Raw genomic sequence first — 13,522 nt, forward strand, 5'->3', positions numbered from 1 at the left:
TTTTATTTTTTAATTAAGGATGAACCAGTCATTTCTTCCGGTTTCTCTACATCAAGTAAATCTAATAAGGTTGGTGCTAAATCAGCAAGAATACCGCCATCCCGCAACGTTACGTCATCTTTTGTCACGATAACAGGAACCGGATTAGTTGTGTGAGCAGTCATCGGTTTATCTTCCAAGGTGATAACCTCATCAGAGTTCCCGTGGTCAGCGGTAATAATTGCATGACCGCCTAACTCGGTTATTTTATCAACGATTTTACCCAGGCATTCGTCTACTGCTTCAATCGCATCGATGGTTGGCTGCAGCATTCCGGAATGTCCAACCATATCCGGGTTTGCAAAGTTTAAAAGAATGGCGTTTTGGGTTCCAGCATCCAGTTCTTTTAATAAAGCATCTGTTACTTCATAAGCGCTCATTTCTGGCTGCAAATCATAGGTTGCTACTTTGGGCGAATCAATCAGAATCCGTTTTTCGCCTTCAAATTCTTTTTCACGTCCGCCGCTCATAAAGAAGGTAACATGCGGATATTTTTCTGTTTCAGCAATACGTAATTGGTTCAGCTTATTCTGTTCCAGAACCTCCCCAACGGTATTGTCGAGATTTACTGGTTTATATGCAACATGGCCGTCTACCGTTTCACTGAAGTTGGTCATCATGACGAATTCAAGGTTTTTCGGAGCGCTCTCGCCGCGGTCGAAATCTCGGAAATCCTCATTCGCAAACGTTCTGGAAACTTGAATTGCACGGTCAGGACGGAAATTATAGAAGACAATCGCGTCTTCGTCCTGGATTGTTGCAACAGGCTTGTCATTTTCATCTGTAATCACAGACGGAATAACAAATTCATCATAGATTTCGTTTTTGTAGCTGTCTTCAACCACTTCTTGAGCACTACGATAAGAAGGTCCTTCGCCATAAACCATGGCATCGTATGCTTTTTTCACACGATCCCAGCGCTTATCGCGGTCCATGGAATAATAACGGCCAGATACCGTTGCAATTTTACCTACACCAAGCTCTTTCATTTTATCCTCTGTCTGCTGCAGATATTCACCGGCAGTTTGCGGACCGACATCACGACCGTCTAAAAATGCATGTACATATACTTCTTTTAAATCATACTGTTTTGCCATTTTTAATAACGCAAACAGGTGGTTGATGTGGCTGTGTACTCCGCCATCAGATAACAGACCGAAAAGATGCAATGCCTTGCCCTTTTCTTTCGCGTGTTTTACAGCATTCACAAGCTCTTCTACCTCGAAAAAGTCGCCTTCTTCAATCGACAGATTCACACGTGTCAAGCTTTGATAAACAATGCGGCCTGCGCCAATATTTAAGTGGCCCACTTCGGAATTACCCATTTGGCCCTCTGGCAGGCCAACAGCATTTCCAGACGCTGTCAGCTGATTATGCGCATAGGCATTCCAATAGCGGTCAAAATTCGGTGTGTTCGCTAGCTTGACTGCATTTCCTTTTTCTTCATCGCGGATCGCAAAGCCATCCAGAATAATTAATGCAGCTAATTTATCTTGACTCATTTTGTACCTGCCTCCACTAATTGAACAAATGATTCAGGCTCTAAGCTCGCACCGCCGACTAGTGCGCCGTCAATATCTGATTGAGAAAGCAATTCATCAATGTTCGCCGGCTTAACGCTTCCGCCGTATTGAATAACAACTTGGTCAGCAATGTCTCCGGAAGTAGCTTCTGCAATTACTTTACGTGTTTTTGCACAAACTTCATTGGCATCTTCACTGGAAGCTGTTTTCCCTGTTCCGATTGCCCAAATTGGTTCATAAGCAATAATCGTCTGTGTTACCTGTTCATCCGATAATCCTGCTAATGCTTTTTTTACCTGGCCGCCGACAACATCCATTGTTTCGTTTGCTTCGCGCTGTTCTAACGTTTCACCTACACAAACAATTGGTGTTAAGCCATGTGCAAAGGCAGCTTTTGTTTTTTGATTAACAGATTCGTCTGTTTCTGCATAATACTCACGACGCTCGGAGTGTCCAATAACGACATGTGTTACACCGATATCTGTTAACATAACCGGGCTCACTTCCCCAGTAAAAGCACCTGATTCTTCAAAGTGCATGTTTTGAGCAGCAACTTTTACATTGGACCCTTTTGCTTTTTCAACAAGAGCAGGTAAATGTACGAAAGGTGCACAAACAATTGCTTCTGTATTCCCGCCTGGAGCTTTTGGAATTACAGCATCCATAAAATCAGTTGCTTCTGCTAATGTTTTATTCATTTTCCAGTTTCCCGCAATAACTACTTTCCGCATGCGCTCACCTCATCCATTCTAAATTTATTATTTATCGTTAAGTGCGTCTACTCCCGGCAGAACTTTTCCTTCCATAAATTCCAAGGAAGCTCCTCCGCCTGTAGATACATGATTCATTTCACTTGCCAGACCGAATTTTTCTACTGCTGCTGCAGAGTCTCCTCCGCCGATAACAGAGAATCCTGCTGTTTCTGCTACTGCATCAGCAACAGCTTTTGTACCGCCTGCAAATGCATTTAATTCAAATACACCCATTGGTCCATTCCAAATAACCAGTTTAGATTCTTTGATAATCGAAGCATATTCTTCGCGTGTTTGAATGCCGATATCCAACGCTTCCCAATCAGCAGGGATTTGATCAATACCTACATTTTTTGTATTTGCATCTTCTGAGAAATCATCAGCTACGACAACATCTGTCGGCAATACAAAGTTAACGCCTTTGTCTTTCGCTTTTTGCATGAATTCTTTTGCTAAATCCATTTTATCTTCTTCTAATAATGATTTCCCAATTTCATGGCCTAACGCTTTTACAAACGTATAAGCTAATCCGCCGCCAATAATCAGATTATCCACTTTATCAAGCAGGTTATCAATCACATTGATTTTATCTTTTACTTTTGCTCCGCCGATAATGGCTGTAAATGGCCGTGCCGGATCTTCCAATGCTTGTCCAAGAACTTCAATTTCTTTTTCCATTAATAGTCCTGCCGCAGCTGGAAGCTTGGTAGCAATACCTGTTGTGGAAGCATGTGCACGGTGTGCTGCTCCAAATGCATCATTGACATATACGTCTGCCATTTTAGCAAAGGCATCCACAAGCTCTGGATCGTTCTTCTCTTCACCAGCTTCAAAACGAACATTTTCAATTAATAACACATCGCCATTGTTCAATTGGCCGATGGCTTTATTCACTTCTTCTCCGTAGACTTCATCCGTTTTAAGAACCTCTTTGTTTAAGAGTTCACTTAAACGTTTTGCTACCGGGTCTAAACGAAGTTCATCCACAGCAGTTCCTTTTGGACGCCCTAAATGACTCGCTAAAATAAGTTTTGCTCCTTTATCCGTCAGTTCACGGATCGTTGGCAATGCAGCACGAATACGCGTATCGTCCGTAATTTCACCGTCTTTTAAAGGCACGTTAAAATCGACACGGCAAAATACGCGTTTCCCTTCTACTTGTAAATCAGCAATGGTTTTCTTGTTCAACGGAATCCCTCCTAGTTTGGTATATGCAGCTCATGTTATTATACCATTTTATCTTGCATTCCTGCTAATTCTACATAAGTTGATATAAAGATTTACCTTATAGCGACCGCTTCGGAAAAACACTACGCTTTCCACGGGCTTGTCCTCAGCCTCCTCAAAAAAGAAGACCACTTTTTCTGCGGGGTCTTCACACTGCGCATTCCCGTAGGAGTCTCCGTGTTTTTCCTCCGCTAGTTAATTTCATCACTCTCATAGTAATCACAATATCCATAGTCCCGGTTCAAAAAACATATCAACTTTAGAGTTCGCAGCTATTGTTTAGTGGACTTTTTGAACTTCCACTAAAATGAAAATAGAGGAGGAATTGCTCCCTCCTCTATTTCATACCGTTCGGAGAGGCTTGCCTTACAACGAACGTCAATTATTATTTTATCACGGAGAACCGTCCGTAAAACTCCCGCCTTAACCATACAGCGTAAAAATCAATTTATTTAGGCGGGAGATAACGGACGCTAACTCCCTGAATCACTCAACTAACTCGCAGTGGGAGAAGAACAAGAACTCCCACTGCGTGAAGTTTCGTTTTATAGTCCTTTTTCAGCCATGAATACAGCTAAGTCTACACAACGGCTGGAGTAACCCATTTCGTTATCATACCAAGAAACAACTTTAACCAGGTTGCCTTCCATTACGATTGTAGATAGAGAATCGAAAATAGAAGAGTGGTTGTTTCCTACGATATCAGAAGAAACGATTGGATCTTCTGTATACTCAAGGATTCCTTTAAGCGGTCCTTGTGCAGCTTCTTTCATTGCATTGTTTACATCTTCTACAGTTACTTCTTTATCAAGCTCTGCAACTAAGTCAGTTAATGAACCATCTGGAGTTGGAACGCGTACTGCGTTACCATTTAATTTACCATTAAGTTCCGGTAATACTAAACCTACTGCTTTTGCAGCTCCAGTTGAAGTAGGGATGATGTTTTGAGCAGCTGCACGCGCACGACGATAGTCTTTATGCGGTAAATCAAGGATTTGCTGGTCATTTGTATAAGAGTGGATAGTAGTCATTAATCCACGTTTGATGCCAAAGTTATCATTTAATACTTTAGCGAATGGCGCTAAGCAGTTTGTTGTACAAGATGCGTTAGATACAACATGGTGCTGAGCTGGATCATATTTATCATCGTTAACACCCATAACGATTGTTAGGTCTTCACCTTTAGCTGGTGCAGAGATGATAACTTTTTTCGCTCCTGCTTTAATATGCTTTTCAGCAGCTTCTTTTTCTGTGAAGATACCAGTAGATTCGATAACGATTTCTACGCCAAGGTCTCCCCATCCAAGATTTTCTGGATCACGTTCAGAAAGTACGTTGATTTCTTTTCCGTCAACAACAAGATTAGAACCATTTACACTGATTTCTTCTTCTAGTTTGCCGTGAACAGAATCATATTTCAATAAGTGTGCAAGCATGTTAGCATCTGTTAAGTCATTGATTGCCACGATTTCCACTTGGTCATTTTTTAAAGATTGACGAAATACGTTACGTCCAATTCTTCCAAAGCCGTTAATACCAACTTTTACAGTCATATTAAATTCCTCCTAAGAATTTCTTGTTTTTTTATTTATATAAAGAGGTTATCCTCTTAATATCTTTTCTGCAGCACCTTGATCGGTGATCAGCAAATTGCTCTTCCCTTGTTTAAAGTAAGAATGAATGGCATGTCCCTTTGATGAGCCTCCGGCAACCGTGATGATATGCTTGGATTCATCCATATCCTCCAGCTGCAGTCCCACTGTTTTTACTTTGTAAACGACGCGTCCATCTGCGTCAAAGTAATAACCAAACGCTTCTGAAACAGCATTTTCTGACTTCAAAACATCAATTACTTTCTCGGAAGACCTTCTTCGTTCTGCCATGCGCAGCGCGTCTCCAATACCGTGTAAAACAATATCAGCATTTTTTATGACAGCTAACGCATCAATCACATGTGGTTCCTGAATGATTAATTCGTATGTGGAATCACTAATTGGATCTGGTACATAAAGCATTCTATACTGGCCATTTGACCTTCTTGCCATCTCTGAAACAATACGCGATGCCTGATTCTCCACCTTTTCGCCAATGCCGCCTCTTGCCGGAACAAATAATACATCCGTTCCAACTGGCAATGGTTTCATTGCATCAGCTGCTGCCGCTATGGTGCTTCCGCCTGTCACGGCAACGGTATTGTTTTTCTGCAGAGTAGATTGCAAATGCGTCACACATGCTTTTCCCATCTCTGCCTTGATTTGAGGGTTATGGTCACTATCACCAGGCACTACAATCACATTATCAATAGACAACGTGCGTTTTAACTGATCCTCCAGATTTTCTAACCGGGACAAATCTCCAATCAAAGCAGCTAACTGATCTAGAACTACTTTTCCCTCATTGGTAATAAACATACCTTTGGAGGTCACTTCGACTAAACCTTGTTCATGCAGAAAATCAATCTCTCCGCGAACATGCCGCTCTGTTAAATTTGTACTTTCTGCTAATGCCCGTCTTCCAATCGGCTGATGTAAATGCACATGCTGTAATAACGTGTACCTTTCCTGCATCAAACTTACCAATTCAGGTACGATTTTTCTCTGTAGGGCCATGATGGATTCCATATTAACCATTCTCCTCCATACGGGATTGAAAACGTCCCATGTGGTTGTTTTATGTCCCGATTCATTTGTATTATAACATACCTCTTATCAAAAGCAAAGAAAAAATCTTGAAAATACGGCTGTTTCGCACTCCTTTTGTCTAAAAAACAAGGAACCTGTCCTGCCGCCAGTTAAATGCGAAAAAGCACAGGAGTGTTTTCGTTATACTTTTGAGATGAAGAGCAATTATGTCCCGGGGTGTGGTTACCTCCTTACCAAAACATCTGCTAATTTTATAGCATGAAAAAGGCATACAGTTTACTATTCCCATTGCATATGAACTTAAACACAGAATCGGATGTTTACAAAATTTTAATGTTTATATCCGCCGAAACATTTCTTCCGGGTCAATAATGTCCCGAAATACATGATAGGCGTTTAACCATACACATTCTGTTCTTCCATCCAGACAGGGGTACTTCTATATTAGAAAAACCAAGAACACCATTTATTCTTTAAAACATCGGAGTTCTTGTCAAGGAGATGTCCGCTCCGGGAAGTCGCTTTCCGCGGGCAACGTTCAGCCTCCTTTAAAGAAGACTTGCTGATTGGCAAGCCGTCAGGCGCAGACAGAAGCATAGTCGCACTTATGCCCTGCGGGTAGTAAGAAAACCACTTCCTGCTCAGGTCTACCTGTTGCTTTTCCCGCAGGAGTCGACTTCCCTCCGCTCCCATCTAAGTGGAATTATGTTTTATTTGCTTTTTCAAAAGGAAATAACGCAAATTCTAGTGGAAGAAATACACGGAGACTCCTGTGGGAATGCGCAGTGGGAAGACCCCGCAGGAAAAAAGTGTCCTTCTTTTTTTCGAGGAGGCTGAGCTCAAGCCCACGGAAAGCGGAGTGTATTTCTGGAGCGGCTGTATTCAGCATTTTTTTATACTTCTTATTCTTTAAAAAAGACATTCTCTAAAGCACTTACATTTGCTTTAAAGAACGCCTTTTCCTTTATTCAGCTAACAGTCTGCTGATATTTTCTATGCTGATATCATTTCCATATAATTCATTATCCTTATAAACAACGACAGGAATCATTAATTGATACGTTTCCAGTAAATCATCTGATTGATAAATATCTATTTCCTCGACAGGAATATGATTTGTGTTCAGTAAATCTAATAATCCCTTCGCTTCTTCACATAGCGGACAATTCGTTTTCGTGTAAAATTTAATCATTATTTCCGTTCGTTCTCCTTTTGCGCTTGGGGGAAGAGGGGATACCCAGCTCTTCCCGATATTTCATCACCGTTCTTCTTGCTACATGCACCTGATACAGCTCTTCCAGCTTTCTGCGGATTTTCTCATCAGAGAGCGGGCGGGTCTGGTCTTCATCCGCAATTATTTGCTGTACATATTGCTTCACCACAACCCGGGCGACTCCTCCCCCTTTCCGGGATTCACGCTGTAATAAATACTTGACCCGGAGAATACCAAAACTCGTCTGCAGATATTTATGGCTGATGGTCCGGCTGATCGTTGAAACATGCAGATCCAATACATCCGCTATTTCCTGAAGGGTTAACGGTTTTAATGCCGCTATCCCTTCTTCAAAAAAGGATAATTGTTTATTGACAATAATTCGCAAAACCTGTTCCAATGTTTTCCCCCGATATTGGATTGCCTGCTCCAGCATCTCTACCTCCTTCTTCTTCTCCTTCAAAAAATCTGCTCCCTCTTTCGGCATATCAGCCTGCAGGATATCATCCCGAAGCTGAATAGTGGGGCTTGACCAATTGAAAAAGGACAGCTGCCACTCTCCGTTTTCCTTCAACACTGCCGCTTCCGGAATAATATATTCTGTCTCTTCTTCCTCCAATAATTTACCGGGATTCGGATGACAAAGCTTCATATTCGAAATTAATCTGCCGGCTTCATCCTCGGTTACCCCATAGGTTTCAGCTAAAGCCTGAACGTCCTCCTCGGCTATCAGGACCAAATCATTTTCAAAAAGCTCCTCTAAAAAGGGGTAATCACAATCCATTTCTTTTAATTGCAGCTGGATACACTCCTGTAAGCTCCGGGCTCCAATTCCCGGCGGATCAAGGGATTGTACATAGGAAAGAGCCTGCTCCGTTTCTTCCATCGATAATTGACAGTCTGCAGCCCACTCCTCCATAGTAATATCCAGATAGCCCTTTTCATTTAAGGAATCAATTCCAAAAAGAACCGCCTGTTTTAAATTTTCCTCCGAAATAGAAAGCATGTACACATTCTCTTTTAATTGCTCGTACATATTTTTTTTCGAAGCATTCATATTTTCAAATGCGTTTGTCTCTCCATGAAATTGACTGAGCACCTGCTGATCAATAGGACGGATATCCTCAATCAACGGATTCTCTTCCGCAATTTTTTGTACATGATCATATAATTCAATACCAGAGAGCTGCAGGATTTCAATGGATTGATGAAGCGATTGATTCATTTTCCAAGCTAACGCTTGCTTTAACACCAGACTCTGCTGCATGCTTTAACCTCCATGCATTTCAGTAGGAAATCATTTTTTTCGTATTGCTGCCGTTCCCAGTATTGCCCTATACAGATATTATACTTTCTTCACCTGGTTTTCCATAGTTCCAATTCCTTCTACTTCTAACTTCACCCGGTCCCCATCCTGAAGCAGGCCGGATGGCTCCATCGCTAAACCGACACCATGCGGCGTTCCGGTTAAAATAATATCTCCCGACTCCAGCGTCATGATTTCAGAAATAAAGTTGATTAAGTAAGGTATATCAAAAATAAGATGTGCTGTATTAGAAGATTGACGCACCTCCCCATTTACATAGGAGCGGATAGCTAATTCATGCGGATTATCCACTTCCTCCTTTGTCACAACCCATGGCCCTACCGGCGTGGTATGATCCAGTGATTTCCCCTGCAGCCATTGCGGCGTCCGTTTTTGCAAATCACGTGCGGAGGTATCATTGGCAAGGGTATAGCCGGCAATATAATCAAAAGCATCTTCTTTTTTCACTTTAGAAGCTGTTTTTCCAATGACAATGGTTAATTCTGCTTCATAATCTAATTTTTCAGTTATTGAAGGATAATAAATATCATCCTCCGGTCCAATAATAGCATTATCAAATTTCGCAAATAAAACAGGAAAATCAGGTATATCTGATTTCATTTCATGAACATGCTCCTGATAGTTTTTTCCAACGCAAATAACCTTTCTCGCTTCTCCGAGCGGCATTCCCAATTGCACATCCTGAAGGGAAAGGCTTTCATATCTGCCCGTTTCTGGAAGTATTTTCTGCAACGCTTCTATGTATTCGGATGCATGTGCATAAAAATCACTCGGATTGGCAGGAAGCGCTTTTCCTCCAAATTGCTGCGACAGGCTTTCTACATCTGCTATAGATTCTGAATCTGTTAAAACACCAACACGATAATTTTCATCTTTGTTTTTCCGATAAGCTACTAGTTTCATGTCAATTCCTCCCTTGTCCTCATTATAGTAGAGTTATAGTTGGAAAGGAATAAATATGTCATAATTTATTCAACCTCTCCTTTGACTGGTCATGCTATACTAGGAGTCGGGAGACTATATAGAAAGGGGTATACATAATGAAGAAAAAAATATTTTTTATCCTCATCGCGCTGATGGCTGTTTTAGCTGCTTGCTCAAATAATGAAGCGGATACAGCAGAAGAAGAGGACACGGATTCCATAGAGCTGCCTGTTCTGGAAGTAGATTTCGATGTGCCGGAGCATGTTGAAGTCGGGGAAACCATTGATTTAACAGCTCATGTCACCTTTGATGATGAGCCTGTAGAAGATGCACGTGAAGTGTTATTTGAGGTATGGACGCAGGGGCATGCGGATGACAGTGTGGAAATCGAAGGCGTTCATCAAGAGGACGGCACCTATACAGCCAGCTTTACCTTTGAAGAGGAAGCTGTTTATGAAATGTATGCTCATACTACTGCAAGAGAGCTGCATGTCATGCCATTAGAAACGGTTATTGCCGGTGATGCAGAGCCATCTGAAGAAGAAGCCCATGATGAAATGGATCACGAGCACCATGAACACGGTCATGATGCAGACGAACATGATCAGGAAGAGGCAGAGGAATAATTTAGCATCTTTTTTTTTAATCCTTCCCGACCCGCACGCATTCCTTTTTGATTTAAAATTCGTTATAATATGAATATAGAAAAGAACGATTTGGCGGAGGGATATGCTTTGATTCAGGTTTATACAGACGGTGCTACAAACGTGAATACAGAAAAAAGCGGAGCCGGCATTTATATAAAGGCTGGGGAAAAGAAGCTGGAATATACTGTCCCCTTACCTTATATGACCAATCATGAAGCCGAGTTTCACGCTATCATAGAAGCATTAAAAATTTGTAAGATCAACTTCCCTGAAGAAATCTTATCTTTTCGAACTGACTCTAAAGTAGCCGCAGACGTGATTGATAAAGGACGAACCAAAAACAAACAATTTCTTCCTTTGCTTGAAATCATCCAGGCTGAAGCAGCAGACTTTCCATTCTTATTTATTAAATGGATACCGGAAAAAGAAAATAGCAGAGCGGACCAATTGGCAAGAAAAGCAATCCATCAGCAATCATCGTAACGTGCTGGATGACGAGGGGGAATGTCACATGAGAGAAATACCATTAAAGGAACAAAGCATTGTACTAATTGGGTTTATGGGTGTTGGAAAAACAACCATTGGTCAAGCTGTTGCCAAAAAACTGTATCGTGATTTTATTGATATCGATGAAGAAATTGAGCGCAGATTCGGAATGCCTCCGAAAGAGATTTTTGCGAAATATGGAGAAGCCGTCTTCCGTCAGCATGAAAAAGAAATCATTTCTGAAATATGCCATAAGAAGTTAAAGGTTATCTCTTTAGGCGGCGGCGCTTTTCTTCAAAAAGAAGTACAGGATGTCTGTCTCGCAACCACTACAATATTCTTTCTCGACCTGTCCTGGGACAGCTGGAAGGATCGAATCAGCCTGCTGATTGACAGCCGCCCCGTTTTACAGGGGAAAAATATGGAGGAAATCAAACAGCTTTTTGATGATCGGCAGCCAATTTATGGACAGCATCACTCCCGTGTAGTGACAGATAATCAAGAAATTGAAGAAATTGCAGATTATATTGCCGATTCCTTAAAATTAGCATGGGAGCTTTACGCTTAAAATTGCACATAAAAAAAACAGGCTATGGCCTGTTTTTTTTTATGATTTCATGATTTATTATTGTTTACGCTTTGCGCTCAAAGATATCATCTATGATGCCATATTCTTTAGACTTTTCTGCACTCATGAATTTATCGCGTTCTGTATCACGTTCAATAACTTCTAAAGGCTGACCAGTATTTTCAGACATAATGCGGTTCATACGTTTTTTAATCTCGATAATTCGATTGGCATGAATCTCAATATCTGTTGCCTGTCCCTGCGTACCGCCTAAAGGCTGGTGAATCATAATCTCACTGTTTGGCAATGCAAAACGTTTGCCTTTCTCTCCGGCATTAAGCAGGAAAGCACCCATAGAAGCTGCCATACCGATGCAGATGGTAGATACATCTGACTTAATAAAGTTCATGGTATCAAAAATAGCCATACCAGCTGTGATAGAACCACCAGGAGAATTAATATATAAAGAGATATCTTTTCCTGGATCTTCTGCTTCTAAGAATAAAAGCTGTGCTACAATAGAGTTGGCTACATTGTCATCAATGCCGCTGCCAAGTAAAATAATCCGGTCTTTTAATAAGCGGGAGTAAATATCATATGCGCGTTCACCACGATTTGTTTGTTCAATAACTGTAGGTACTAAATTCATTTAAAAATCCTCCTTAAGTTGCCAACGTTAATGGCTGATGATTTTTTCTATACTTTATATGATAGCTCATTGGTCAATGAAGGTCAAACAAAAAGTTTCACCAAATTTCTACTTTAACCATCCTTCCCGATTTTATGTTTGTTAAACATGAACCATTTAAACTTATTGAAAGAGGCTTGAACTACCCCCACTTATCAACCTTATAAGTTGCTTGAAGTGGGAGATTCCTAAGAACACCAACCTACCGGTCAGTTATGGATTAGGCTAGCCCCGCAGTTCCTGCGGTTAATCGTAATGCTTCTTTACGAAGATTCCTGCTGGCGTTCCTATCTCTTTGGTGATGGCATTGACAGATATCACACGTCCATGCACGCAAAGCGAGGTTTTTAACGTCTTTGTTTTGGTGTCCACAATGAGAACATAACTGACTGGATGGATAGCTTTTCGAAACTACAACAACCTGCTTTCCATACCAGGCCGCTTTATATTCCAGCATCGTTCGGAACGTTGACCAGGATACATCACTAATCGCTTTTGCAAGATTATGATTTTTCAACATGTTTATCACAGACAAATCTTCTATCCCGATAATATCGTGGTTTTTGACTATCTCGGTGGAGATTTTATCTAACATGTCTTTTCTTTTATTCGCAATTTTTTCGTGAAGCCGAGCTACTTTTCGTTTTTGTTTCTGCCAATTTGCTGAGTCTGTTTGTCTTCTGGACAGAATCACTTGCGCTTTTGCCAATTTCTCTTCTAATGTTCGGAAAAACCTTGGATTTTCATACAACGTCCCATTGGAAAGAGTTGCAAAATCCGTTAATCCGACATCGATGCCTACAGAGGAACCTGTCTTTTCATCGTATGCAACTTCCGTTTCCGCTACAATCGAAACAAAGTACTTGCCTGAAGGATTGTGTCGGATCGTTGCATTGATAATACGTCCTTCCACTTCCCGACTTTTGGCAAAACGAACCAATCCGAGCTTAGGCAGTTTGATATATTTATCCAATACAGCAATGTTTCCATTGACATGTTTCGTGGTATACGACTGAACAGGATTCTTTTTTGATTTAAAACGAGGTGCCTTATTCTGCTTCTTATAATAGCGCGTATAGGAATCATTCACGTTTTCAACGGCTTTTTGAAGGGCAATGCTATCAACTTCTTTGAGGAAGGGATACGTTTTCTTCAATTCTGGAACCGCTTTGATTGCCTTATTTTTATTGAAAAATTCGCCCTTCCAATTATTTTGAAGAAGCTGTCCGTTTTGTACCATTTCATTCACCGTATGCCAATAGTGGTCTTTTTGTTTTTGTTTTCCTGTAAAATAGTTGTAGACAAAGCGGGAGCAGCCGATTGTCTTATGGATGAAGGTGATTTGTTTTTTGTTCGGATAGATACGAAAACGAAATGCTTTTTTTACTTTCATGGCTTCTTACCTCCTCCAGTCTATTATATCAGAAGAAGGATGATTCTGGAACATTTGTTCGATTCAATATTGGACAGTCGAGACACTCCAAAG

Annotated in this window: 13 protein-coding genes; 3 read left to right on the plus strand and 10 right to left on the minus strand. The window is 41.0% G+C overall.

From position 1 onward, the window contains the following. Positions 1–2: 2 nt before the first annotated feature. The 8 genes from gpmI to MKX55_RS17560 all read right to left on the minus strand — a co-directional run bounded on the left by gpmI (position 3) and on the right by MKX55_RS17560 (position 9,626). Positions 3–1,541 (minus strand): 2,3-bisphosphoglycerate-independent phosphoglycerate mutase, encoded by a 1,539-nt coding sequence (gpmI, locus tag MKX55_RS17525; protein WP_339233742.1) that lies wholly within the window; start codon positions 1,539–1,541, stop codon positions 3–5. Next, positions 1,538–2,293 (minus strand): triose-phosphate isomerase, encoded by a 756-nt coding sequence (tpiA, locus tag MKX55_RS17530; RefSeq protein WP_339179322.1) that lies wholly within the window; start codon positions 2,291–2,293, stop codon positions 1,538–1,540. Before tpiA ends, gpmI begins: the two co-directional genes overlap by 4 nt. Positions 2,294–2,320: 27 nt before the next feature. Next, a complete protein-coding gene (locus MKX55_RS17535) occupies positions 2,321–3,502 on the minus strand; it encodes a phosphoglycerate kinase (protein WP_339233744.1) in 1,182 nt (393 codons plus the stop codon). 584 nt (positions 3,503–4,086) lie between these two features. After that, positions 4,087–5,094, minus strand: coding sequence for a type I glyceraldehyde-3-phosphate dehydrogenase (gap, locus tag MKX55_RS17540; RefSeq protein ID WP_042530410.1), 1,008 nt, complete (start codon positions 5,092–5,094; stop codon positions 4,087–4,089). Between the two features lie 48 nt (positions 5,095–5,142). Next, positions 5,143–6,162, minus strand: a complete 1,020-nt coding sequence (locus MKX55_RS17545) for a sugar-binding domain-containing protein (protein WP_339233747.1) — start codon at positions 6,160–6,162, stop codon at positions 5,143–5,145. A 985-nt stretch (positions 6,163–7,147) separates the two neighbouring features. Further along, positions 7,148–7,378 carry a glutaredoxin family protein gene (locus tag MKX55_RS17550; protein WP_339238561.1) on the minus strand — a complete coding sequence of 77 codons (231 nt, stop codon included), beginning with the start codon at positions 7,376–7,378 and terminating at the stop codon, positions 7,148–7,150. Further along, positions 7,368–8,663 (minus strand): RNA polymerase factor sigma-54, encoded by a 1,296-nt coding sequence (gene rpoN, locus MKX55_RS17555; protein ID WP_339233749.1) that lies wholly within the window; start codon positions 8,661–8,663, stop codon positions 7,368–7,370. The genes MKX55_RS17550 and rpoN overlap by 11 nt, the downstream gene beginning before the upstream one ends. Positions 8,664–8,741: 78 nt before the next feature. Continuing rightward, on the minus strand, positions 8,742–9,626 hold the full coding sequence (locus MKX55_RS17560; RefSeq protein WP_339233751.1) for a fumarylacetoacetate hydrolase family protein: 885 nt from the start codon (positions 9,624–9,626) through the stop codon (positions 8,742–8,744). Positions 9,627–9,763: 137 nt separating this feature from the next. Between MKX55_RS17560 and MKX55_RS17565 the strand changes: the two genes are divergently transcribed. From MKX55_RS17565 to MKX55_RS17575, 3 genes are all read left to right on the plus strand, one after another. Continuing rightward, entirely contained in the window at positions 9,764–10,273 is a 510-nt protein-coding gene (locus tag MKX55_RS17565; RefSeq protein WP_339233754.1) for a FixH family protein, read from the plus strand. A gap of 108 nt (positions 10,274–10,381) precedes the next feature. Next, entirely contained in the window at positions 10,382–10,777 is a 396-nt protein-coding gene (locus MKX55_RS17570; RefSeq protein WP_339233756.1) for a ribonuclease HI family protein, read from the plus strand. A gap of 28 nt (positions 10,778–10,805) precedes the next feature. Further along, positions 10,806–11,348: a shikimate kinase gene (locus tag MKX55_RS17575; protein WP_042530395.1), complete on the plus strand. Its 543-nt coding sequence runs from the start codon at positions 10,806–10,808 to the stop codon at positions 11,346–11,348. A gap of 64 nt (positions 11,349–11,412) precedes the next feature. On the opposite strand, the gene clpP is transcribed toward MKX55_RS17575, so the two are convergent. Both clpP and tnpB read right to left on the minus strand, forming a co-directional pair. Beyond that, entirely contained in the window at positions 11,413–11,997 is a 585-nt protein-coding gene (gene clpP, locus MKX55_RS17580) for an ATP-dependent Clp endopeptidase proteolytic subunit ClpP (protein ID WP_339233758.1), read from the minus strand. A gap of 259 nt (positions 11,998–12,256) precedes the next feature. Next, the gene (gene tnpB, locus MKX55_RS17585; protein ID WP_339233761.1) at positions 12,257–13,429 is read right to left on the minus strand and encodes an IS200/IS605 family element RNA-guided endonuclease TnpB; all 1,173 of its coding nucleotides are present in this window, start codon (positions 13,427–13,429) and stop codon (positions 12,257–12,259) included. Positions 13,430–13,522 lie beyond the last annotated feature (93 nt).

This window comes from Oceanobacillus sp. FSL W7-1281 (genome assembly GCF_037969835.1).
Classification (GTDB): domain Bacteria; phylum Bacillota; class Bacilli; order Bacillales; family Amphibacillaceae; genus Oceanobacillus; species Oceanobacillus oncorhynchi.

Excerpts from the sequence above, each read along its gene's own strand:
- MKX55_RS17545 (WP_339233747.1), bottom strand. The coding sequence starts at position 6,162 with ATGGAATCCATCATGGCCCTACAGAGAAAAATCGTACCTGAATTGGTA.
- MKX55_RS17560 (WP_339233751.1), bottom strand. The coding sequence starts at position 9,626 with ATGAAACTAGTAGCTTATCGGAAAAACAAAGATGAAAATTATCGTGTT.
- MKX55_RS17575 (WP_042530395.1), top strand. The coding sequence starts at position 10,806 with ATGAGAGAAATACCATTAAAGGAACAAAGCATTGTACTAATTGGGTTT.
- clpP (WP_339233758.1), bottom strand. The coding sequence starts at position 11,997 with ATGAATTTAGTACCTACAGTTATTGAACAAACAAATCGTGGTGAACGC.
- gap (WP_042530410.1), bottom strand. The coding sequence starts at position 5,094 with ATGACTGTAAAAGTTGGTATTAACGGCTTTGGAAGAATTGGACGTAAC.
- MKX55_RS17565 (WP_339233754.1), top strand. The coding sequence starts at position 9,764 with ATGAAGAAAAAAATATTTTTTATCCTCATCGCGCTGATGGCTGTTTTA.
- gpmI (WP_339233742.1), bottom strand. The coding sequence starts at position 1,541 with ATGAGTCAAGATAAATTAGCTGCATTAATTATTCTGGATGGCTTTGCG.
- rpoN (WP_339233749.1), bottom strand. The coding sequence starts at position 8,663 with ATGCAGCAGAGTCTGGTGTTAAAGCAAGCGTTAGCTTGGAAAATGAAT.
- tpiA (WP_339179322.1), bottom strand. The coding sequence starts at position 2,293 with ATGCGGAAAGTAGTTATTGCGGGAAACTGGAAAATGAATAAAACATTA.
- tnpB (WP_339233761.1), bottom strand. The coding sequence starts at position 13,429 with ATGAAAGTAAAAAAAGCATTTCGTTTTCGTATCTATCCGAACAAAAAA.